Annotated in this window: 19 protein-coding genes; 13 read left to right on the top strand and 6 right to left on the bottom strand. The window is 58.4% G+C overall.

The genetic code is table 11. The annotated features are described in order from the left end of the window. Window positions 1-137: 137 nt before the first annotated feature. A complete protein-coding gene (locus AC6CHL_RS03900; protein WP_498293432.1) occupies window positions 138-1034 on the bottom strand; it encodes a LysR family transcriptional regulator in 897 nt (298 codons plus the stop codon). A gap of 91 nt (window positions 1035-1125) precedes the next feature. Between AC6CHL_RS03900 and AC6CHL_RS03895 the strand changes: the two genes are divergently transcribed. The 4 genes from AC6CHL_RS03895 to AC6CHL_RS03880 all read left to right on the top strand — a co-directional run bounded on the left by AC6CHL_RS03895 (window position 1126) and on the right by AC6CHL_RS03880 (window position 8115). Next, on the top strand, window positions 1126-1395 hold the full coding sequence (locus tag AC6CHL_RS03895; protein ID WP_498293431.1) for a type VI secretion IcmF C-terminal domain-containing protein: 270 nt from the start codon (window positions 1126-1128) through the stop codon (window positions 1393-1395). 568 nt (window positions 1396-1963) lie between these two features. Next, window positions 1964-4936 carry a hypothetical protein gene (locus tag AC6CHL_RS03890; protein WP_498293430.1) on the top strand — a complete coding sequence of 991 codons (2973 nt, stop codon included), beginning with the start codon at window positions 1964-1966 and terminating at the stop codon, window positions 4934-4936. A 96-nt stretch (window positions 4937-5032) separates the two neighbouring features. Beyond that, a complete protein-coding gene (locus AC6CHL_RS03885) occupies window positions 5033-5659 on the top strand; it encodes a hypothetical protein (RefSeq protein WP_498293429.1) in 627 nt (208 codons plus the stop codon). Between the two features lie 116 nt (window positions 5660-5775). Next, window positions 5776-8115, top strand: coding sequence for an ATP-binding protein (locus AC6CHL_RS03880; protein WP_498293428.1), 2340 nt, complete (start codon window positions 5776-5778; stop codon window positions 8113-8115). 62 nt (window positions 8116-8177) lie between these two features. On the opposite strand, the gene AC6CHL_RS03875 is transcribed toward AC6CHL_RS03880, so the two are convergent. The 4 genes from AC6CHL_RS03875 to AC6CHL_RS03860 form a co-directional block, all read right to left on the bottom strand. Continuing rightward, window positions 8178-9413: a tyrosine-type recombinase/integrase gene (locus AC6CHL_RS03875; protein WP_498293427.1), complete on the bottom strand. Its 1236-nt coding sequence runs from the start codon at window positions 9411-9413 to the stop codon at window positions 8178-8180. A gap of 1213 nt (window positions 9414-10626) precedes the next feature. After that, entirely contained in the window at window positions 10627-10974 is a 348-nt protein-coding gene (locus AC6CHL_RS03870; RefSeq protein ID WP_498293426.1) for a hypothetical protein, read from the bottom strand. An 18-nt stretch (window positions 10975-10992) separates the two neighbouring features. After that, window positions 10993-11187, bottom strand: a complete 195-nt coding sequence (locus tag AC6CHL_RS03865) for a hypothetical protein (RefSeq protein WP_259203111.1) — start codon at window positions 11185-11187, stop codon at window positions 10993-10995. A gap of 78 nt (window positions 11188-11265) precedes the next feature. Beyond that, window positions 11266-11688, bottom strand: coding sequence for an H-NS family nucleoid-associated regulatory protein (locus AC6CHL_RS03860; RefSeq protein ID WP_498293425.1), 423 nt, complete (start codon window positions 11686-11688; stop codon window positions 11266-11268). 191 nt (window positions 11689-11879) lie between these two features. Here AC6CHL_RS03860 and AC6CHL_RS03855 point away from each other — a divergent pair, with 191 nt between their 5' ends. After that, window positions 11880-12092, top strand: coding sequence for a hypothetical protein (locus AC6CHL_RS03855; protein WP_498293424.1), 213 nt, complete (start codon window positions 11880-11882; stop codon window positions 12090-12092). A 22-nt stretch (window positions 12093-12114) separates the two neighbouring features. Here AC6CHL_RS03855 and AC6CHL_RS03850 read toward each other — a convergent pair whose 3' ends face one another. Then, window positions 12115-13080 (bottom strand): AraC family transcriptional regulator, encoded by a 966-nt coding sequence (locus AC6CHL_RS03850; RefSeq protein WP_498293423.1) that lies wholly within the window; start codon window positions 13078-13080, stop codon window positions 12115-12117. Between the two features lie 104 nt (window positions 13081-13184). On the opposite strand from AC6CHL_RS03850, the gene AC6CHL_RS03845 reads away from it, so the two are divergent. The 8 genes from AC6CHL_RS03845 (at window position 13185) to AC6CHL_RS03810 (ending at window position 21371) form a co-directional block, all read left to right on the top strand. Beyond that, window positions 13185-14429 (top strand): MFS transporter, encoded by a 1245-nt coding sequence (locus AC6CHL_RS03845; RefSeq protein WP_498293422.1) that lies wholly within the window; start codon window positions 13185-13187, stop codon window positions 14427-14429. 497 nt (window positions 14430-14926) lie between these two features. Beyond that, complete coding sequence (locus AC6CHL_RS03840) at window positions 14927-15931, top strand: sensor histidine kinase (protein WP_038687756.1); 1005 nt, start codon at window positions 14927-14929, stop codon at window positions 15929-15931. Then, on the top strand, window positions 15928-16632 hold the full coding sequence (locus AC6CHL_RS03835) for a LytR/AlgR family response regulator transcription factor (protein WP_038687758.1): 705 nt from the start codon (window positions 15928-15930) through the stop codon (window positions 16630-16632). The genes AC6CHL_RS03840 and AC6CHL_RS03835 overlap by 4 nt, the downstream gene beginning before the upstream one ends. Before the next feature lie 105 nt (window positions 16633-16737). Further along, window positions 16738-18087: an acyl-CoA thioesterase/BAAT N-terminal domain-containing protein gene (locus AC6CHL_RS03830; protein WP_051598780.1), complete on the top strand. Its 1350-nt coding sequence runs from the start codon at window positions 16738-16740 to the stop codon at window positions 18085-18087. A gap of 79 nt (window positions 18088-18166) precedes the next feature. After that, complete coding sequence (gene thiD / locus AC6CHL_RS03825; protein WP_038692057.1) at window positions 18167-18964, top strand: bifunctional hydroxymethylpyrimidine kinase/phosphomethylpyrimidine kinase; 798 nt, start codon at window positions 18167-18169, stop codon at window positions 18962-18964. Window positions 18965-19155: 191 nt separating this feature from the next. After that, window positions 19156-19707 (top strand): CPBP family intramembrane glutamic endopeptidase, encoded by a 552-nt coding sequence (locus tag AC6CHL_RS03820; protein ID WP_038687760.1) that lies wholly within the window; start codon window positions 19156-19158, stop codon window positions 19705-19707. 414 nt (window positions 19708-20121) lie between these two features. Beyond that, entirely contained in the window at window positions 20122-20697 is a 576-nt protein-coding gene (locus tag AC6CHL_RS03815) for a sigma-70 family RNA polymerase sigma factor (protein WP_038687762.1), read from the top strand. Further along, entirely contained in the window at window positions 20694-21371 is a 678-nt protein-coding gene (locus AC6CHL_RS03810) for a ChrR family anti-sigma-E factor (protein WP_038687764.1), read from the top strand. Before AC6CHL_RS03815 ends, AC6CHL_RS03810 begins: the two co-directional genes overlap by 4 nt. Window positions 21372-21466: the final 95 nt, after the last annotated feature.

Raw genomic sequence — 21466 nt, 5'->3', positions numbered from 1 at the left:
GTCCTTGATCGTGGACCAGATGACCGAGGCTGGCAGCGCCAAGGATTCCGCCAGGTTCAGGGTCAGACTGAGCTTGGCACGGTCGTCATCCAGGCGCAGTGCACGCTGCTTGGCCTCGGACTTACTTGCAGCCCAGCTCAGATGTGTAGAGCAGCTATGGCCCGAGCGCGGGCGATGAATCGACTCAATGGCGGTTTCGGCTCGCACCGTGAGCGCAGCAGGTAGGTCGTCAGCGGTGCAGGTTCACCGGCCAGCGGGCGGGTGACAATGGAGGGAGTGTGGCGCGTCGCCAACTGTGCGGAGCAACTCAGGCCAACGGCATATCCTGCCGCTACCAAAGACAGCAGCATCTCCTGGCTCGTAGCGCGCTCGGCCACTTTAGGTGCTGTTTTAACCGTACTCAGCAGCGCCGCGATCTGTTCATGCAGTCCTGCTTGCACCTGGGGGTGGAACAACACGAGGGGGTAGTTCAATACCTCGATCAGAGGCACCTGTTTGTGAATCAGCAATGGATGGCGAGGAGGTGGCGTCACGACAAGTTGGGACTGCCACAACGCTTCGGCATACAGACCAGATGCCTCACCCGATGAGCAGGCAAAGCCGATATCAAACACGTCTTGCTGGAGGCCTTTAAGCTGTTCAGCCAATGGCACCTCGAACAGGCGAATGTTGATGTCGGGCTCTTCTTCTCGACAGCAGGCCAGTAGCGCAGCCAATCGCTGCGGCAGGATCCCATCGGATATCGCAACCCGTAGAGAGTGCTGGAAGCCAGAGGTCGCTGCGAGCACGTTGCTTCGCGTCTGCTCCAAGAGATTGAAAATCCCCGGTACTGCCTCCGCCAGCGCGTGGCCAGCAGGTGTCAGTTGGGTACCTTGCCCAGGGCCGCGCGAAAACAGGACCGCATCGAGGTCGCCTTCCAGATCACGAATTGTGCGTGATAGTGGAGATTGCTCCATGTGTAGCCGACCGGCAGCGCGGGTGAAGTGACATTCCTCGGCCAAAACCAGGAAGCATTGCAACTGACGCAGGTTCATCGCTGATCCTTAGCGAGCGGTGTGTGAGGCTCCAAGGCGACAAAAGCAGATGAAGACGTGGCCGCAGAGGGGCGGGCGATAGGCAGTGGAGATGGCTCGAGTGGATACGGCGGGCAACAGCAGCAGCCTGGGCTTCCAGGGGCCGTGGTCACTGTTCCGGCTGCTCAGCCGGGGCCAGCTCAATGGCCGGACCGATACCAGTGTGGACCTGAGCTTTCGCATAACGGACGGGATGATGCGGTATCGGATCACGGCGGAGAAGACGCTCAATCCGTTCACGCGGCGGCCGTTTCAAGGGTTTGCGTTGCCACGAACTTTGCTTGCGGCAGGTGACGCAAAAAAGTCGGGGCAAACACTCTGAATCGTCTTCGGTTTCAGGCGCCGGGGCCGTCTCGTAAGATGGCGAGCCCCGGGTAACTCAAAGCATGTACTGCCATTGAGGCGGATCTGAGTTCTCATGGTTGGTGCCGCACCTCGCGTGATTTTGGCGGATTCGACACTTGCCAAAGTAATGCATAGTGGCAATGTGGCAGTATTCTAATATGCTTTAGAATCAGGGAGAGGGAGGGCCTTTGAACGGTCTAGTCAATCGGGAACGGAATGATTACCGTGCGTTTCGAGAGCGCATTGTTGCGGGATGCGATTCAGGCACGCCCTGCGCCTCGAGTTGTTACTACAGTGAGGGTGAGGGATCTCGTTCCTATTCGCGTCGCCGTGAGCAGATTGCGGAGTTTCGTGAAGCGGTTCGTCACTTGGTGGCAGAGCTACTGTCTGAAGATCCCCAAGATGAACGCCATGTGAGGCGTGCACTTGGCATCCCCAACAACCTATCTCTCGACCCGCGAGACTGTTCGATATGGCGATCAATTGGGCAGTTTTTCGTTCCGACGATCTTTGGGGCGCGGAAGGCCCGGGTTCTACTGGTCCAAGTGAAGACCTATGAGGGGCGCCGGTACATATTCGACAATTTGATCGCCCCTGAATTTGCCTGGCATTCAATCTTTCCCGGCCCTGTAGGTTTCTCTCCATCGCTGGACCTTCTACTTCGACGATTGGCTTTGCCAAACTCGTGGCCTGAGTTAGACGGCGCTCGGTCCCTGGACAATAACTGGCTCAAAATCGCGCGACGATTTGATCTGGAAAAAATGCCTGAACTTGTGGCGATGGCTCGATACGGAAACTTCCAACTGGACGGTGAACTCGCATGGATGTTGGTTCAGGAGGGAGTCGTCCGTACAAGGCAGGAGCTCAGTCGGCTTGGGCGTAAGAAAGAGTCGTATGGCGTCAGTGCCGCTGCTGCTCGTGGTTACAAGCGGCAAGCTAGGCAGATGATTCGCGTGCTACTTGATCACGAGGTCGATCGAGGTCAGATCGCGACGATCTTCGAGTACGACATGCATTTCTTCAACTCGCAGAAGCTCGACACCAATCTGACAGCTTTGAGAGCGGCCGGGGTGGTAGAGCTGAGTTCAGTGTTCGAGGCAGTAGGACAGCTGTTGTGGCGTGCGTCAACAGAGAGCTGGACCTATGTTCTGCGTACGTTGGGAGCGAGTAGTTCAGCTGATATCGCGCGATTCAGCAGGCTGCTGGATTCCCATCAGAAACTTCCGGTCGATTTCGCATTGGCATTGAAGTCATTGGGGGCCGACCTGCTGGGACTGGCCCAGTGCCAATCATTGATCCTCTGCGTAGGTGAGGACGATCAGGAAAAACGGTCCATCAATGAACTCAAACTCCTTGCGTCGCCTCCATTTGGACTGAGTATTGAGCAGATTTCGCAGTGCACGGGTTACCTGTCAGGCCCTGAAAAGGTTGAGCCATTCCTGTCTGTACTTGCAAAGCACAGCTACGTATCCGGCGCCGGTGTGCTCTCGTTTCAGGACTGCTACCAAAAGCTTAGCGTTGACGATGTCGATGCATGGCTGAGCATTGTTGACAGTGTCCGTGGTCAACCACTCCCAGATGTCGTCGCTGACTGGGTTCGGCAGGCTGGTTCAGGTGGTCACATAGATGCTTGTTGCTATCTTCAGGAAGCGACGGACTTAGATGACTTCAGGTCGCTGCAGCAGGCGCTTCCCATCGTTCACCTTGGACGTGAAATGCTCAGTTACCTCGTCGAGGTGCGCGATCTGAGGACTGTTCAGGCTCTCAAGAAGTGGTACTACAAAGCGCGAGGGATAGAGTCGCTGCGCGTTGGCCGCAGGAATGATGAGATTTCACAGTTGCTGCTTGACGATGCATACACGCGCAACAATTTCAGTGTTCTATCTGGGAACGAGGGCCAGATCTACTCTGCTGTGAGTAAGCGGGTGGAGACCATCATCGGAAAGCGGCCCTCTACCGCTGTCGAGGCAGTCAGGGGCGCCTATCAGCAACGGTACTCTCAACAGGAAGCTATCGAGCGTCTTGCACTACTCGGCGTTCTACCGATCATTCTGGAGCAAACCGGGGGCGTCCTACTCAGCAGCGTGCTCCGCCATGCGTGGGAAGGACAAGAGGCACTTCACGCCACCCTCGACAGGCTCAAGCCACTGGTACATGGACTTCTGTCGGGAGGTGGGCCCGCCGGGCCACAACTAGATGAGTTGGAGGTCGATGCAATCGCAATGCTGTATCGGACCTCATCTTTTACTTTGACATCTCTCTGGCCGAGGCTAATCAATAACCAGGCCGATCTGTCGTGGCTTAAGCTACAAGGCACATATCCCATGACTTGGCAGCGCTCATTTCGGCGCTTGAACGGCACGCTTGAGCGCCAGAGCCTGCTCGCACTTGCGCAGGCAGCGGCCTTCGCCAAGCAGTTTTCTTTGTCCAACAACCAAACCATCTCCGAAGCATGCAAACATTTGAGGGCCAAGCGTGTTTTCGACAACGCTCGTGACCCATGGTCCCTCAGTGCCCATGTTGGTGTGTTGCTGGCCGCCGCACGCGACGATTCCGTGATCGCGGAGTGGATTTCAGGCGGGCTTGAATCTGCTTCGCAGATGGCAGATGAGGGCGCGCAGACATTCGAACGAATCGAGCAGTTAGGCAGGTTGTTTGATAGCGATCTGACCGACGCCTTGGATAAACATGCTGCCAGATTCCTTGGCCGCTTCGATGATGGCGACGCTAGGTTTTTGGCCGAGCGGCTCGTGGGTTCTGAGAACACCCGTTCGGGCAGTGGCAAAGAGCAACTTGATGATGCATTTGCTCTGGTGCGGTCGAATGTTCTGGAGGCATGCCTGCGATGGGTGGCTCGTGAGCGAGGCAAGTTCATAAGGGACAGGACAGAACATACAGCAACGAATCTTGTCGGAGTGGTTTCCAAGCACCCGGCCGCTTTTTTTGCCAAGCATGCAGCGACCTTGTGTTCGCGTGACAACACGGCAATGTGGGAGGAGTCCAGGCAGGCTCATCTTGTTGTCTTTGATCAGGCTCGAAGAAGTCTGGCAGGGATGGCGCTGGTCTACTTTCAGATCCTCCCAGAGTTGCATGCGAGCAAGAAATGCCTGGTCATACGGGCCATCAATCCAATGGACGAAATGCTTGCAACACATACAGAGTCATCGATCGTCGATTCCTTCTTTGATGTGGTTGTAACGATCGCGCAAGAGAACTCGCTAGCCGCAGTTGTTTTTCCAGAAAGCAATGGCTCTCACCTGCTGTCGAACCGAGATGCAATCGAGAAGAACTTGCAGAAGCGATTCGTTGCTGGGTCAGCTGACACCTATGGTCGTTGGCAGGAACCTCGCCTTGGTGGGGAGAAGCAGGACTTGCGCAGAACCCCTCTCTCGTTTGTCTCAACGTTCTACGCCTATGAGCATGGAGCCGAGAAGGTGGGCAGGTTGTATGCCATCTGGTTGGGGGGCGAGGATTCGACCAATGAGTCTGAATGCCTTGGTTTGGAAGGTGTCGCGTAGGCGAAGCGATGCATGCCAGCTGGCGCATGCTTATGGCCATGCTGACAGAGTTCGCTTCGTGCTCTAATCCCAAGACGAGTTTTGAATGGAGGCGTCATGACCGAGGAAGAAGGCCATTTGCTGGACCCAACTTTGACGGATGACCACAGATTTCCGTCCGCATTTTCTGGTCGGAGCTTGTTCGTCAAGGGGGAGGACTGGCAGAACAACGCCATGCTGGGTTGGACAGGTTTTCCTGCTGATCTCTATGCGACGGGGTACAAGGACGCGGCTGATGCGTTGCTTTTTGCTCTGTCTCAACGTCGAGCCAGCTTAGATAGCGTGGTGTATCCGCTGGTCTTTCTATACCGCCAGGGACTGGAACTGCAGCTCAAACTGATGCTTCCACTTGCCAGGAGGCTGGCAGATGAGTACCCGAAATCTGACCATGGCCATGGCTTGATGCCGCTTTGGGGGGAGTTACGCAGTCTTCTCATTAGCGTGGGGGTACCCAGCGATGATAAAGAAGTGGTCGCAACAGAGGTATTCATTCGACAACTGGATGAAGTGGACCCCCAGTCGTTCGCATTTCGGTACGCCACGTCAAAGAAGGGTGAGCTATCCCTGCCAGACCTGACGCACATCAACGTGCGCCACCTTGGCGAAGTGATGGATAGCGTCTTCATGGCGCTTTCTGGAATCTACTCATGGCTGGGAGAGATGGAACAGGGCGTCGACTATTGACCGAGATGTGGCCTTGGCGAATTTCCACCTGCTTAATTCCTAGCTCTCCGAGCGGCTATCAGCGGGAGCCGTAAGTCCTGCCCGTCATACAAATATGAAAGTGGAGTTGATATTTGATGTCCGAAAATCCACCGACCCAGCACTCAACAGAGGCTGATCTGGAGGCATCCGTGCATGCCGCTATCGCAAGAGCATTTCCCGGCGCAGATGTTCAGATACAGCATCAGATGCGGTTCAAATTTCATGTTGGCAAGGCATTGGTTGATATCGATGGGGCGCAGTCGTGGACTAAAGAAGGGCGTGCGGATATTGTTCTCCTCCACAAGGGGCGCGCTCTTGCGGTCGTAGAGCTAAAGCGGAAAGGGCTTGAACTTCAAGACGCAGATAGATTGCAAGGAATTTCCTATGCGCGAATGCTGGATCCGATTGCGCCGCTAGTGGTGGTTTCAAATGGAGAGGTCACTAAGCAGTACTGCACTTACACAGGGCAGGAGTGGATTCCTGTCAGCAGTGACGAGATCCAGCTTGATAGCTTGATCAACAACGTACTCATGCTGGCCACCGATGATGTAAGAAAGGCTGCGCAGACGCTGATGGGCACGGTGTGTGGTGTGTGGTCCGCCGTGGTGAAGGAAAGCACCGCGGAGAAGATGGAGTCCCTTTCTGGTGAGCTGAGAGACAGTCACGTCCCCTTTGCACGGGACTTTTTGATCCCACGTGAAGCAACAGGCGCTGTGATCGAGGCGCTTGAACGTTCCTGTTTCATAATCCTTGAAGGTGAGCCCCTCACTGGAAAGAGCAATGTCCTTCGGGAGCTGGTTAATGTCGCAGCGCAAAGCGATGATTTCGTGCCGCTCTATTTGGAGGATGGGGGTGGCGGCTACCTTCAGTGCTTGGCGGATGCGCTGGCGAGAACGGTGAACTGGCCATTCACGGTTGAGGACGCCCGCTTCTGGCTTCAGCGTCTAGCGCGGGATCAGGAGATGAAGCTGGTAATCATCATTGATCAATACTTGAACACTAGTGAAGCAAGTCAAAGGGAGCTGGAGGATCTGGTTGGGCTCGCCAAGAATGGAGGGTTCTCCGTGGTAGCGGCAATGGATGATGCATTGGTCGACGGTGTCATCAAGTCTCGTAACGGAAGGTCGCTTTCTCTTCTGGGGAGGTTGTGCGATCGAGTCATGGTCCAATCACTGCAGGATGATGAGTTCGAGCGCGCGGTGTTTGCTGCAAAGCGCCTTGGGGTTACATTGATGGAGGGGAGCTTTCGTTCCGATGATTACCGGCGCCCATGGATCCTCAGATCGGTTATCTGCAGTGCTATGGATCGTATCCCCGTGGATGAATCGTGTGCAGTCGAAGCCCCGCCGCTGCTCGGTGTCGACTTTATAGGCTATGTGCGTGAACGTTACGATGACGCCGCCCTAAGGCGGCATTATCATGAACTGGCTAGGGTCACGCTCGACGACTATCTTCGGGCTGGTCGGTCGGACAAGATGGAAATAGAGGCAGCTAATGCCTTCCTGCTTCGTGATGAAGCCTTGAAGAACCTTTCATCTGAGGCTAGGAAATATTTGGCAGACTGTGGGGCGCTTAAGTACCGCACTTATGAGGATCTCCCTGTCTTCCGAATCGGCTTTTACGAGATGCTGGTAAGTGAACTTGCATCTGTTATTGCCGATCGCCTTCGTTGCCAAGTTGAGTTCGACATAGAAGATGCTATGAAATGGCTGATGAGTGCAGCGGAAGTTTTGCCAATGGGCGAGATCATCGCCGCGCGCGCAATCGTTTCGTTGATTCGATCAGGTGTCGACCCGACGCCTATATGCCGTGAGCTTCTGTCGCAATCCCCTGTCCAAGGTGTGAGCTCGCCACGAACTCGATTCGCTATCAAGACTATCGACGTGCGTGATGACGAAGTGGGCGATGCGGAGACGCATGAGGTGTCTCCAGGATACTACAGCGACAACACCTTACCTTGGATTACGCTTTCACATGTGCTGGCAGCGCAGCCATTGAGGGGGGGGCAGATCGGGCTTCTTCCTCAGATGATAGTGTTGATGGAGGTTGCCAAGTCCGTAGTGGCGCTGCGTCGTCCTGGTACGACTGCAGCCTCATACGAACTATTTTCTCACGAGATGAACGACGGCACATTCGTTCCAGCGTGGGGTGTCGGCATCATCGAGCCTGTCACGTACGCCATCTTCAAAATGTTCCGGACATACCCGAGATCGGGAGATGTGTGGCTGATGATGGTTGAAAAAATGGACTCGGCGCATCTGCTTGCGCGTACTTACACCGTATTGATCGAGCTAATTCGTCTCGGTGGCCTTCAGGGGCAGTGGGCCGGCGTCACTGCAGAGCGGGTGCTTCTCCCATTGCTGATCGAACATCCAAACATCACCATTACGGGTGTTTTTTTGATGGCGAGTGGCGATCCTAGTTCGCGAAAGTAGCGGGGGCAAAGGGGGCCACAGACAAAGCTGGGGGACAGACTTCATCCGCGGACTGTCGCGCGCTAGGACGGTGTCGAGCTGGTCATGTCTTTGCAGTTGGGGGGCGCTGAGGTGAGGAACTGGCTCCAGTGCTCCATCATCGACTTGCGCTTGTCGAACAGATCTCCCCGAGCGTAGGCGGCTTCTGTCTTGTCGCTGATCGTATGGGCAAGCGCTGCTTCAGCCACCTCCCTCGCATAGTCCGTGGTTTCCCTGGCCCAATCCCTAAAAGTGGAACGAAACCCATGCGCCGTCAGGTCGGTGCGTTGGATGCGTTTGAGCAACTGCAGCAGCGCTGTGTTCGACAGGTGGGTTCCTGGCTTTGCCCCCTTGAACACGAACTCGGAACCATCCCCCTCATCTCTGATGATTCGTGACACGAGACGCAGCGCTTCAGAGGACAACGGAACTCGATGTTCCTTTGGGACCTTCATGCGTTCCGCTGGGATCGTCCACACGCCAGTGACCAGATCGATCTCACTCTTGCGCGCACCGAGCGTTTCGCTGGTGCGTGTCGCAGTCAGGATCAGGAACTCGAATGCCCTGGCCGAGGCGTTGTCCATTGATCGAAGGGTCTCAATGAACTCCGCGCTTTCGCTGTAGGGGAGGGCAGCGTGGTGCTTCACTTTTCGGATCTTTGATCGATGAGGGAGCAAGTGATCTAGATGCCCCTTCCAGCGCGCAGGGTTCTCTCCTGTTCGATAGTTGCGTGCAGTTGCCCAGTCCAGTACCGACTCGATTCCGCTCCGGACACGGGTGGCGGTCTCTGTCTTGGTCGTCCAGATGCCTTCCAAGACGCTCATGACCAACCCTGTGTCTATCGAGTCCACTGGCAACTTCCCGAACACCGGGGTGACGTAGGTCTCCAATGTATTTTCCCATTGGGAGGCGTGCTTCGCGTTCTTCCAGCCGCTGCGATGGGCAGCGATATACTTGGTGGCACACTGATCAAAAGTTAGAGAGGTTGCCTCTTTAGCCTTCCGAGACGCCACATGAGCGTTCTTCTCATCAAGGGGGTCGATGCCATCTAGCAGCTTTCTTCTGCAGTCCATGGCCCTCGACCTGGCTTCCGCTAGGGTGATGGTATGCAATGGGCCCAGGCCCATGCCCCTTGCTTTGCCGTTTCGCATATACCGGAACAGCCACGACTTGACGCCTGCCTTGGTGACCTGGAGATACAGCCCGCCGCCATCGCAGTAGAGTCCTGCTTTGTTCTGGCGTGACGCGGATAGGGCAGTCAGGCGATTGATGGAAGCCATAGTATCCAACTCACAAAATGACTATCAAAAAGGTTAGCGGATCTGAACGTATTTGAAAAGCTCTGGTTGGACGAACGGTGACGTCGGACCCCTTATGCTGTGGGGGTTTCAGAGCTTCCATGGCTTTTGATGGAGCTTCGGAGAAGGGACACTCTCTCCGCCACTGATTCCTATCTCTCCGCCAAACCCTTCTAACTCATTGCTTTTAACGTAAATTAACTGAGTTGGATGGTTTGGAAGGCAGGAAGCATGTCGAGGGAACACTCGCATGCGCATCCCCCATCATCTGAGACGCACATCGGCCAGTCGCTGGTCGTTTTTCCAGCGCGTCCCTACTGACCTTCAGGCCGTGCTCGACTGCCGGCTGATCAAACGAACCCTTCGTCACTGGTCGGGCTTTGTCGGACGGCGGATCAGGAAGTGCGGGCCATACCTTTGGTCACGAAATTCTTCACGCGACATACTCCAGAGTTGGGGTGCCAAATGGAGGTTGGACCAATGGCGCGTATAACATGCAGCATCAGGAACCTTTCAATGATGCTTCCGATGCAATCAAATGGCGCATGCCCGTGGAGCATTCCGTTGCGCGTAGGATGCCTTATTCTCCTCATTGCGTTTGCTGTGTGCGTCTCAGGGTGCAGCTCCTCGAGCCCACCAAAGAAGGAGTCGAGGTCATTCACTCGGCAACTAGGCATGCCCAGCTGTCGAGCATCTGTTCCGCTGCTTCCAAGTGACGCCTTGGATATAGGGCGTCGCTGGCAGCTTTATCCAAATCTCGAAGAAGATCCAAAGTGGACAAGCATGATCGCTGGCATGCAGCATGGCGACGAACTTCGTTCGCTCTACTGTACGTCTGGGCACGCCTATTCCTACGTGGTTATCCGTAATGGAAAGGTCATAGCCAAGTATGTTCTCCCAATGCTGGACTGATTTAGTCGGGATAGAGGAGAAAGGTGGCAGATTTTTTTGAGCTACTCTTCAGGGCGTAGATTTGTTGCACCCAAGGAAGGAGGTGAAAGATGCCCAGCAAATGCGCCTGCCGAACACAGCTCTGGGCATCCAAGACTGGCCATGGTCGAAGAAACATCCGGGTCTCCACTCTGCGCAGACTCCAGCGCGTAGCGCTCACCATCCGAAAATTCCCACCCTACACCTCATGCTCAGATACGGCCCAGCCTGGTCTGAGGCAGCCTGTGCTGAGTTCCTGAGCGCCTCACCTGACGAATTGGTGCGCGTACTTGATCACATGGTCAGGAAACAACGCGTCATAAAAAGCGGTGGGAATGCCGAGGATGCTGATCTCGATGCAATCAGGCAGAAGGTCTTCAGTGAAGTCCAGAATGGCGATTGCCATGGATGGAACAACCAAGCCTGCTTCGGTTTTCACTGAAAGGGTCAAGCCGGACTGGTCGACGTGATTTGTGCGGCACTCGTTTTGAATGGCGAGATACCCAGGGGTTGGCTCGAACTGGCCGAAAGCAACGCCCATGGGAGGATCGCCACTTTCCAGCGACGAGTAGCCAACCAACATCATTCCGCTATAGATCGAGAATCGCGCCATCTGATCGCCAGCCTGGGTTCACTTCGCCGCAAGTGATGCCTGAAGCGCTGCAGCCAACGCGGCGTCGCCGTTGACCAACTCCGTCCACTGCAGCTCCAACCCCTTCCTCCGCCCCTTCAGCACGAGCTTGAGCCCGCTCGGGTCGATGGTCAGTGTGTACGTGTCGTCGCCGACCTGCAGTTCTCTACGAATCGCTTTGTCGAGAGGCGTCATTTCCAGCTCCTGTTTGAAGGGTTGGACGGAGAAGGAAGACGCTGGCGCTGGAGAACGCCTGCGCTCTTGCAGCCGCAATCAGCCCGGGTAGGTCGGGAATCGCTCGCCGGGGTGCCGCTTCTTCCACTCGGTATGGGCGACGGTGCCTTCCCAGGCGAGGAAGGCTGCTGGCGGGCGTCCACGTCCAGACCACGTCTCACCACTGAAGGGCAGCCAGAACCGGGGCGGCAGGTCTTCCTTTGGAGCCTTGGGTGCCTTGGGAGCCTTGGCCTGTTTAGGTGGCTTCGGACTGGCGCTCACTCCGATCGCCTCGCGGATCCTGCGCTGCTGCGCTGGGCTGAAATCCTCGAAGTAAGCGCTCAGGAGCACATTGACGCGCTTGTAGGCTTCCTTGGTCGCTGCACTGAGAAGTGCCTTGTCCGTTGCTGTTCCTAGCGGGATCGCGCCGGCAGGGAGGTCCAGCAGCGACGCGGAGGGATTGTTCGAGGTCTTGCGGGGCATGGGGGTCGGGATCTGTGCAGAGCTGGCGCCCAAGATACCAAATGGCTGGGCGATCACGTCAGGCGGCCTCACCGATTGGACCGCAAGCAGCTGGGCACCGGCAGGCCGTTCCTGGTCAGGCGACAGGACGATAGTCAGCCGGCGTTGCCTCCGTATCTCGCCATGCGACGCCCCGTATTCACCATGGACCCATGACGAAAGCAGACATCGGAAAGGCGCGCTGGGCGCGCGCACGGGCGGCTTCGCTGTGGCTGCAGGCCGACGCACTGGACCTGCAGCGGGGTGGCGACTGGCGGGCGAGGGCGAGTCGACGCGCTGCCGCCGATCGCCTTCGAACAGAGGCGGCGCGCTTCGATGGGATCGCCAACCGGCTGCAGCCCGCTGACGACGTTCAGGCGGCTTGAGCGACTGACCCCAAACGGACCCCTATGGCGAAGCCAAGGCGCGCCCGCGCCGAGTCGCCCCAGGAGAGTGCCCCATCACGCGCTTGTAGGCGCGACTGAAGGCTGCCTGCGACGCGTAGCCCAGGCGCTCTGCCACGACCTCGATGGACAGGCTTTGGTGTGTCAGCCATTGACTCGCCAACTGCATGCGCAACTCCGTCACGTACCGCAGGGGCGCGGTTCCAATGACGGTCTGGAACCGGTCTGCAAAGACAGAACGTGAGATGTTGGATTCTGCAGCCAGCGCTTCGACGGTCCAGTCACGCCCAGGATCCCTGTGCAGGGCAAGCAACGACAGTGATAGACGCGGGTCGCGCATGGCCATGACCAGGCCGGATGCGCCGTCGCAACCGCGCTCCACCCAGTCGCGGACGATCATGGCGGCAACGGCATCCGCCAGCCGGGCGAGTATGCCTGCAAAGCCAATACGTCCGGAGCACACCTCGCGCTTCATCGCGTCGATCATCGGCAACAGCCCAGGAAACTGAGTGCCGTTGCCATCGGCCAACATCACCGCCGGCATCACCTTGCTCAACCCTTGCATGCCACCCAGATCGACCACCATGCATCCGTGGAAGAGCACGGCGCTTGGTACGGCATGGGTGCTCGGGCAGGTGTCTATGCCACTCACCGTGTCACCCAATGGGGCGGCGTCTATCGTTTCCAGGCACTGGACGGGATGGTCCTCGCCCGACAGCAACGCGTGGCCGTCTCCGCGGGGAAGAAGCACGACATCCCCGGCCGAGAGAAGGTGTTGGCTGCCGTCCGCGCCGCGAAGAATCGCGGTGCCCACGGCCAGGTAATGGAAGTAGGCATGCCCTGGCTTCGGCGGAAATCCAAGCCCAAAGGTCGGCCCGGTTTGAATGCGTCGGTATTGAACGCCATGCAGCCGCATGCCGGTCAGCAGCTCGCTGATCAGGTCTGTGGGCTGGGGTGGAGCGTGGCTCATTGAGACGACCCGGGGTTTCGATCAAAAAGACAGGTTGGACAATCATAGATCATCCTGGCATGGCTCCCTAGACTCTCGGCTGCACGAATGCACTGGGATCTTTGATGAGCAATAACGTAGTGGATGCCGTAGGCGCGCCTGATTCTGTGACCCGGGAGAGCGGGGAGCCGTCTTCGTCGGCATGGGTGGCCGTGTTTTCGCTGGCCATGGGTGTCTTCGGGCTACTCACGGCCGAGTACCTGCCTGCCAGCCTGTTGACGCCGATGGCAGCGGACCTGGGGGTGTCGGAGGCGCTGGCCGGGCAAGCGGTGACTGTCACTGCGGTCGTGGCCCTGTTCGCTGGCCTGCTGGTGCCGCGGCTGACCCGTTCGATCGACAGGCGCCTGGTGCTGTTGAGTTTCACGGGGCTGATGATCCTGTCCAACGCCTTGGTGGCGTTGTCGTCCAGCATGGGCGTCCTGCTGGTGATGCGCGTCCTTCTGGGCGTCGCGCTGGGCGGTTTCTGGAGCATGGCGGCGGCCGTGGCCATGCGGTTGGTGCCGCCGCAGCGCGTGCCTCGCGCGCTGTCCATCATCTTCAGCGGCATTGCGGTGGGCACGGTGGTGTCCGTTCCGTTGGGGAGCTACCTCGGCGGGCTGCTGGGCTGGCGCAGCGCCTTCTGGGCGGCGACGGCGGTAGGTGGACTCACGTTTGCGTTCCAGTGGTTCACGCTGCCCCGAATGGCCCCGCGCAAGGCGGCGCTTCCGGAGTCGGTGGCGGGTCTCTTGCGCCGGCCGGGCGTTGCGGTGGGCATGCTCGGCTGCGTTCTGGCGCACACCGGTCAGTACGCGCTCTTCACTTATATCCGCCCGACGCTGGAAAGCCTGGGGCAGATGAGCGCCGATGGCCTGGCCCTGATTCTGCTCGGATTCGGTGTGGCGAACTTCGTTGGCACCCTACTGGCCGGCTGGCTCATGGAGCGCAGTTTGAAAGTTACGTTGGTGGTCATGCCTGCCCTGGTGGGCGTAGCCGCGCTCGGCATGCTCCTGTTGCCGGTGGGCGTGGGCGGGCTGGCGATCCTGGTCGCGCTCTGGGGCCTGGCCTTCGGCGGCGTGCCCGTTGCCTGGTCAAGCTGGGTCGCCCGTGCGGTACCCGATCAGGCCGAGAGTGCCGGCGGGATGGTGGTCGCTGCTGTGCAGTCTTCCATCGCGGCGGGGGCCGCCTTGGGTGGCCTGGTGTTCGGGCTTGGGGGCATCGTTGCCGTCCTCACCGTTGCTGCGGTGGTGATGCTGCTGGCCAGCCTGCTCATTGCGCTTCGGGTCAGGGTGAGCTCGGCGACGGTCTCGGCGGGTCCGGCCTTTCACATCTAGCCGTCCTCCCCCCTGAGTGGCAGGGGGATCAGCCCGAATGGCGAAAAGGAGAAGGGGCAGTACGCTGGCTATCCCGGATGGATGGCCCTCAACCAGGTCAGAGGCTGTGTAGAGGTTGCCATGTGACGTGCGACGCGGCTCCGCAGGTGGACCAAAAGCGCGCCGGCCAATCCGGCATCGTCCAGAGCGTAGGTGCCGGCGACAAAGACAAGCCCGGCGATAGAGTGACGGTGACGAGCATGCTCCCTGCGCTCGGCTTGATTGTCCTTGGTTGCTTGGCGATGAGTCGTCATGAAGAGCCGGGCATATCCACTTCCTGGAGTGCCATGGCTTACTCTTGCATTCTGTCTAGGGGAGTAGAAAATGGCTTGGATGATTCGATCCCTGCGGCTCCTTTGACCAAGTCGAACACCACTCCCACGTCTTTGAACACTTGAATGCCTGGCAATCAGTCCATCTTGAGAGTTCGATGGCGTTGGGTTGGGCTGTCTTGGCTCGTGCTCGCGTTTGCCTACACACCTGCCGTCGTCTTGACGAGCCCATCAGATGGCGCGCGGAGCGCTTCGGATATCCTGCATGCCTTCTTGTTTCTCGTCGGCAGCTACACGCCATGGGCATTGGCCACCCCCATGCTGTTCGGTCTCTCAGAGCGATGGATCATCGGAGCTGGCCGGTCTGCTTACCACCTGATTTGGGTTGCATTGTTCGGTCTTCTAGCGATTCCCCTTCTAACAGGGGCGGGCTGGGGATTGGGGCATGGCGTCTTGAATATGTTCGGACTTGCTGGGCAAGGGCAGTTGGATCTGCGCAGCAGTCAGCGTGCTTTGGTGGCCACCGCTCTATTTGCCATACCGCTTTACCTGGCTGTCATGGGGGTAGGGCAGCTGTTGGCCCATACGGCCCTGAAAAGCGAGCGAGAGAGCCTTCTGGCGCGTTTGAACGAAGAAGCATTGAGATCACGGCTACACCAGCACTTCATCTTCAACGCGCTCAATGCCATCGGCGAGCTTGGATATCATGATGCTCCCAAAGCTGACCGGGCCTTGGGTCATGTCGCAAACTTGCTTCGAGCGTTGCTGGAAAGCGCTCCTGCGGTGGCTTTGAGGGACGAGATTGGGGCATGCGCTGAGTTCATCGAATTGCATCAGGTGCTATCCGGCAACATTACGTTCGTTGCGGAGATCGAGCCCGGTGCTTGGGACGCATCCGTCCCTTCGATGGTGTTGCAGCCGCTTTTAGAGAATGCCATCCAACACGGCGCGGATACTGACGGGGCAGTCGAGATCAATATTGGGGCCAACCTTCAAGACGGGGACCTTGTCATCAGTGTGGTGAACTCGGTCAACAGGCGCTCATCTGGCGGTCTGGGCATTGGCTTGGACCACCTCAGGAAACGATTGGTACTGGCGCACGGGGCGGGGGCATCGTTGACGACTCAATGTGAGAAGAATCGGTTCATTGCTTCAATCCGTCTCCCGCTGATGGAACACTATCAACCGTGATTCGCACGCTGATTGTTGACGACATTTCTCTTGCGCGAGCGCGACTCATTCGGTTGCTGGCGAGCGAACCTGACGTCACGATCGTAGGGGAGGCATCAACGTTGGAAGCTGCGCTTGAGCGCGCGAACTTTGGAGATGTCGATCTCATTCTTCTCGATATCGGGCTGCCGGATGGCAGCGGCTTGGATCTCGTGCAGCATCTTGAGGAACTGGTGCCGCACATCGTCTTCATCACCGCATACAGTGCACACGCCGTTCGCGCCTTCGAGACCGGGGCGTTGGATTACCTGTTAAAGCCGGTGGACCCAGATCGCCTGCAGTTGGCCATGCGCCGTGTCCGGGAGCGCCTCGATGGAAAGGTCGAGCGCACCGTGCGTCTAGCGGTTCAATCGGGCGATCGGACGGTCTATCTGTTGCCGGCAGACATTGACTATGTCGACGTAGCTGGCCATTACGTGTGCATCCATGTGGGAAAGGATACGTATTTGCGCCGCGATAGCATGGCAAGTCTTGCGGAGGCGTTGGAACCAAGTGGGTTTCTCCGTATCCACCGATCCTCATTGGTGAATGTAAGGCGCATCGCAGCACTTCGTTCCGCGCGAAACCAGGACGCTCTCTTGGAACTCACTGACGGCACGATCCTTCGGGTCAGTCGACAGTTCCGAACACAGCTCGAAGCCAGTTTGCCGCGATTGCCGTAGATGTCTGCACGATTGGTGCCACGTGGAGCACGGCTCACGCCAAAGTCCGTCTCAGGGATGCGTCCTGCCCGCACGCTTTGAGGTCTCCCTCAGAGCGCCACCTCGATGCGTCGATTCGCCCTCCTATCGCTTCTTTTGGCTTACGCCAATAGTTACGCCGCGACGCTTAACATCATCTCGGCAGACAGTCGAGCTGACGCGCCACTGGGGGTGTCTGTCTCAGGCGTGCGGCCCACGGATGTCGTTGAGCTCAGGCTGGCCATGCGTGACTCAAAGGGCACCCGCTGGCGCTCCAACGCGGTTTATCGAGCGGATCTGGAAGGCAGGGTTGACCCCTCGACGACGGCCGCCGAGGCGGGTAGCTATACGGGAGTCGATCAGACCGGGCTGTTCTGGTCGATGAAGCCGGACGGTCCAGGAAGACCTTCGCCTTTCCCCATCAAAAGGAGGGATGGAGACCTGCGATTCGAGCCTGCGATTTTCACGCTCGAAATGGTTATTGAAGGAAACGTCGCGGAAACCGTCGAACTCCGCCGCTGGATCGACGGCGAAGACGTCTCCGCGTTCACTGTGGAGTCTCCTGGCCTGGTCGCCAACATCTATGCACCCAGGGGAGTGCTGACAGACGGCCGCCGTCATCCCGTCGTCATTACGCTCGGTGGCTCCGAGGGTGGCATTGAGAGCGCAAACATGTATGCCGCCTGGCTTGCCTCTCATGGGTTCTTGGCCATGTCAGTGGCCTACTACCGCATGCCTGGCTTGCCTAAGGACCTCGTGCGGGTTCCGATTGATCCTGTGTCGGTGGCTGTGGATTGGCTGGAAGAGCAAAGCTACGTCGACGCGTCTGGAATAGGTGTGTTGGGAGGGTCCTGGGGCGGCACGATTGCCATGGCGGCCGCGTCGCATGATCAGCGCCTGCGCGCCGTGGTCTCGATAGTGGGAAGTCCCGCGCCCTTCCGCGGCATACGGCGCGATATCGCACCGGCTGACTTCCGTGCGGTCGATGAGCCCGGTCTGACGTTGAAGGGGAACGATCTGCCCTTCCTGCCGTATAGGGAGGATTCGCGATGGCTTGATGAGGAAGACGCTACGGCGCAGTCGGCGTTGAAATCTGCCATGTTGCCGATCGAGAATATCAACGGCCCGCTCATGCTCGTGGCGGCTGGAGACGATCGGCTTGGTTTCTCTGGTGAGATGGCGGCGGTGGCGAGTCGCTATTTGGCGAAGCATCATCGTGATAAGTCGGACGAGATCGTCTATTTCAGTGATGCCGGGCACTTGATCTCCCCGTTCTGGCAGCCAACCTCCTATCGACACGACCTGGGTCCTTACCTGCAAGTGGGCGGCACCCCCACGGGCTATGCGCGCGCAGATCGCGAGGGGGGTGCGGCTGTCATCCGGTTCCTGCGATCGGCACTGAAAAGTGACCGTGATTCGCTCCCCGCGTCGAAGTGAACGAATAGGCAGTTCACCCTGCGCAGGCCGAGCGCTAAGCTCTCGGGCTCTGCGGTTGACCGGGTTTTTGGAGAAACACGTGATCCCCAACGTTTTGAGCATTGCAGGAACAGACCCCACCGGCGGCGCCGGCATTCAAGCAGACCTTAAAGCGTTCTCAGCGCTGGGTGCGTATGGCATGACCGTCATTGCTGCCGTTGTCGCCCAAAACACCCAAGGTGTCCGGCGATTTGTAGCACTTGACCCCGATTTCGTGCGGGCGCAGCTTGAGGCTGTCTTCGATGACGTGCGCGTGGATGCAATCAAAATTGGCATGGTTGCCAACGCGGGCGTTGCCCGAGCTATTGCGAAGACGCTCCGTGAGCGTGCCACGTGCCCTATTGTCCTGGATCCAGTGATGGTGGCCAAAAGTGGTGACCGCCTCTTGGAGGAAGACGCGGTTGCGGTGCTGAGGGATGAGCTGCTTCCGCTATGCACGATCGTCACTCCCAACTTGCCCGAGGCCAGCGACTTGCTTGGTGTGCCCGAGGCCGCCAGCATTGAGCAGATGCATCACACCCTGGATGCAATGGTGAAGCTTGGGAGCGAGTGGGTGCTGTTGAAGGGTGGACACCTGAAGGGTGATGAGAGCACTGACCTGCTGGCCGGAAATGGAGGGAGGTGGACCTTCAACGCCCCGAGGATCGCCACGCGAAACACGCATGGAACCGGCTGTACGCTATCTGCGGCACTTGCCGCGTTGATTCCCAAAATGCCTGTAGCTGATGCAGTCGGGGAGGCGAAGGCCTATCTAAGCGGTGCTATAAGCTCAGCTCAGGAGCTCGACGTAGGCCAGGGGCAGGGCCCTGTCCACCACTTCCACGCCTTGTGGCGTTAGTCGCTCCACGGGACTGAGACGGCTCCCCAGGTGACGACCGACCTTAGACACGAAGAATCCCTATGCAGAACACCTCTGATTCGACAGTGCCCTCAAGCCCGCACATCCGCATAGCGATGCCCATCAGGCTGCTCCTGGTGGCATGTGTGCTTGCATTGTCATATTTCCCGTGGCTTCCATTCCCGTGGCGCATGCCCCTGGTCGGTCTGCTAGGCGTGACGTTGGTTTGGATGGAGACGCGCTCATCATCCTCTTGCGGGCTACACCTGCGATCTTTCGGCCAAACGCTGGTGTGGATGGCCTTGCTGGTCGGGATTGTTGTTGGCCTTGTCGACCCGCTCATTCAACCTCTCGTGGATCAGCTGACGGACACGAAGGCCGACTACAGCGGCTACGGGCCCTTGCTTGGCAATTTGCCTGCTGCAATGACGCTTGTTGCTGGCGCGTGGCTTAGTGCAGCAGTCGGCGAGGAGCTTGTCTTTCGCGCGTTCCTCATGCACCAGCTTCACGTGCTCTTCGCTTTGCTGCCCGGCCGCATATATTTCGCGTCGTTGACTGGCGGACTGGTCTTCGGTCTCATGCATGCAAATCAAGGGCTGTCGGGGATCGTCGTGACCGGTCTGGTCGGTGCACTCTTTGGGTTTGCCTACCTCCGATCTGGACGCAACCTCTGGTCGCTCGTGTTGGCGCACGGCTTGATCGACACGTGGGGAGTGATGACGCTATACCTTGGTTGGTATTGATCAAGGTGGCTGTGGGGCAGGGGTTGATCGACGGATGACTCTCTCACGGTAAGTTGCTCGAACGGATACTGGTTGTCCGCGGTGGGGCGCGACAGCACCGAATGTGCGCGCTCAGAGGTCGCGGCGACTGGCCGCTGGTCGACGGCCGAACGCTCGGGCACCAGGCCACCAGCCATGGATCAACGGATTACACTGATTGCGCAGTCAGGTTGCCATTGGGGGAGGTGGGGTGCAGTTCATGGATGTGAACAAGACGACAGCTCTGACCGTCATTCCGTCCCATTCAGCTGCATCCAGAAAGGCGTCCTGATCGTATAAAGGGGTTGAATTCGAATGCGCTGCTCCTTCGGCCGTTGACTGCCATCCAGGCAGCGCCCCTCGCGCCACGGACATCGCCCTTTTCAGGTTGCTCGAATGATCTCCGTTCCTCCCTCACAAAGCCACGAGCTGAAGCAATGGGTCGCCGAAATGGATGGCGTGGCCAGACGCCAGGATCGCGATTGCTTCATGAGGATCTACGACTATTTCATGCCGCGCCTTTGCCGATACCTGAGTGGGTTGGGGGCCCCCCCGGTCGTCGCAGAAGACCTGGCCCAGGAAGCGATGCTCAAGCTGTGGAATGGCGCCGAGCGTTACGATCCTGCTAGAAGCGGGTTGGGCACCTGGCTCTATCGCGTCGCCCGGAACCTGCACATTGATCGGGTCCGGCGTGAACACATATGGGTGCATGCCCAGGATGTCGTGGACCAGGCCGCGGAGCACGACGTTCAACAGGATTCTCTGGCGGAGCTGCACGCTGAACAGGTGCGGCTCAGGCAGTGCCTGGGCGAACTGTCTGCCGCACAAGCGCGGTTGATTCGCATGTCCTACTTCGAAGCAAAAACCCACACTGAGATTGCCAAAGAACTCGGCATGCCGTTAGGCACCGTCAAGTCGCACATACGCCGTGCCTTTCTTCAGCTTCAGTCATCAATGGGAGAGCAGCGATGAGTCCCCGTCACCATCTGGATCCGGCCACCGTCCTGGGTTTTGCGGCGGGTTCACTGGGCCCTGAGATGTCCGTTGTTGCGTCGGCCCATATGGAGTCGTGCGGCCACTGCCGTCAGCAGTTGCGGTTGGCTGAAAGGATCGGTGGCCTGCTCCTGGATCAGCAGGCGTGCCCCGTGCCCGGGAAAGACACGCAAGCCGCCTTGCGCCAGGCGATGGTGGACAAGCTCGACCGCATTCCCGCTTCGAGAGGCGAGCAAGGCCTCTCCCCCATGGGGGAGAGGCCCGCACGCGATGACGTGGACCGTCTGCCTGCAGCGCTTCAGCCCCATTTTGGATCGTCCTACCGGTCACTGAAATGGAACTGGATGGCACCTGGCGTGCACTGCATCAGGGCACCCGGCCTTCCTTCTCTCATCATGATGAAGATAGCCCCCGGCAAATCCCTGCCCATGCACAGCCACGGAAACAGTGAGCTGACGCAGATTCTCCAAGGGGCCTACGATGACGCGCTTGGGCATTTCGCACCCGGGGATGCGGCAGACCTGGGCGAAGATGTGGAGCACCAGCCCGTGACGACCCCGGGTGTCGCCTGCATCTGTGTCTGCGCGCTGGATGCCCCGCTGGTCTTCAGGGGGTGGATCGCCCGGAAGCTGCAGAAGGTGCTGAACCTGTAGTCGCGCCGAGGTTCACGAGGCGCTGCCAGCCGGGAACCGCCTTGACCAATACAGCATCAAGGGCCGCTCCGGAGCGGCCCTTGATAGTGAACGAT

Source organism: Stenotrophomonas sp. GQ19 (assembly GCF_059758695.1).
This window is presented reverse-complemented; position numbering and strand designations above follow the sequence as displayed.

Excerpts from the sequence above, each read along its gene's own strand:
- AC6CHL_RS03900 (WP_498293432.1), bottom strand. The coding sequence starts at position 1,034 with ATGAACCTGCGTCAGTTGCAATGCTTCCTGGTTTTGGCCGAGGAATGT.
- AC6CHL_RS03895 (WP_498293431.1), top strand. The coding sequence starts at position 1,126 with ATGGCTCGAGTGGATACGGCGGGCAACAGCAGCAGCCTGGGCTTCCAG.
- AC6CHL_RS03885 (WP_498293429.1), top strand. The coding sequence starts at position 5,033 with ATGACCGAGGAAGAAGGCCATTTGCTGGACCCAACTTTGACGGATGAC.
- AC6CHL_RS03880 (WP_498293428.1), top strand. The coding sequence starts at position 5,776 with ATGTCCGAAAATCCACCGACCCAGCACTCAACAGAGGCTGATCTGGAG.
- AC6CHL_RS03875 (WP_498293427.1), bottom strand. The coding sequence starts at position 9,413 with ATGGCTTCCATCAATCGCCTGACTGCCCTATCCGCGTCACGCCAGAAC.
- AC6CHL_RS03870 (WP_498293426.1), bottom strand. The coding sequence starts at position 10,974 with ATGGCGCGATTCTCGATCTATAGCGGAATGATGTTGGTTGGCTACTCG.
- AC6CHL_RS03865 (WP_259203111.1), bottom strand. The coding sequence starts at position 11,187 with ATGACGCCTCTCGACAAAGCGATTCGTAGAGAACTGCAGGTCGGCGAC.
- AC6CHL_RS03860 (WP_498293425.1), bottom strand. The coding sequence starts at position 11,688 with ATGCCCCGCAAGACCTCGAACAATCCCTCCGCGTCGCTGCTGGACCTC.
- AC6CHL_RS03855 (WP_498293424.1), top strand. The coding sequence starts at position 11,880 with ATGACGAAAGCAGACATCGGAAAGGCGCGCTGGGCGCGCGCACGGGCG.
- AC6CHL_RS03850 (WP_498293423.1), bottom strand. The coding sequence starts at position 13,080 with ATGAGCCACGCTCCACCCCAGCCCACAGACCTGATCAGCGAGCTGCTG.
- AC6CHL_RS03845 (WP_498293422.1), top strand. The coding sequence starts at position 13,185 with ATGAGCAATAACGTAGTGGATGCCGTAGGCGCGCCTGATTCTGTGACC.
- AC6CHL_RS03830 (WP_051598780.1), top strand. The coding sequence starts at position 16,738 with ATGCGTCGATTCGCCCTCCTATCGCTTCTTTTGGCTTACGCCAATAGT.
- AC6CHL_RS03820 (WP_038687760.1), top strand. The coding sequence starts at position 19,156 with ATGCCCCTGGTCGGTCTGCTAGGCGTGACGTTGGTTTGGATGGAGACG.
- AC6CHL_RS03815 (WP_038687762.1), top strand. The coding sequence starts at position 20,122 with ATGATCTCCGTTCCTCCCTCACAAAGCCACGAGCTGAAGCAATGGGTC.
- AC6CHL_RS03810 (WP_038687764.1), top strand. The coding sequence starts at position 20,694 with ATGAGTCCCCGTCACCATCTGGATCCGGCCACCGTCCTGGGTTTTGCG.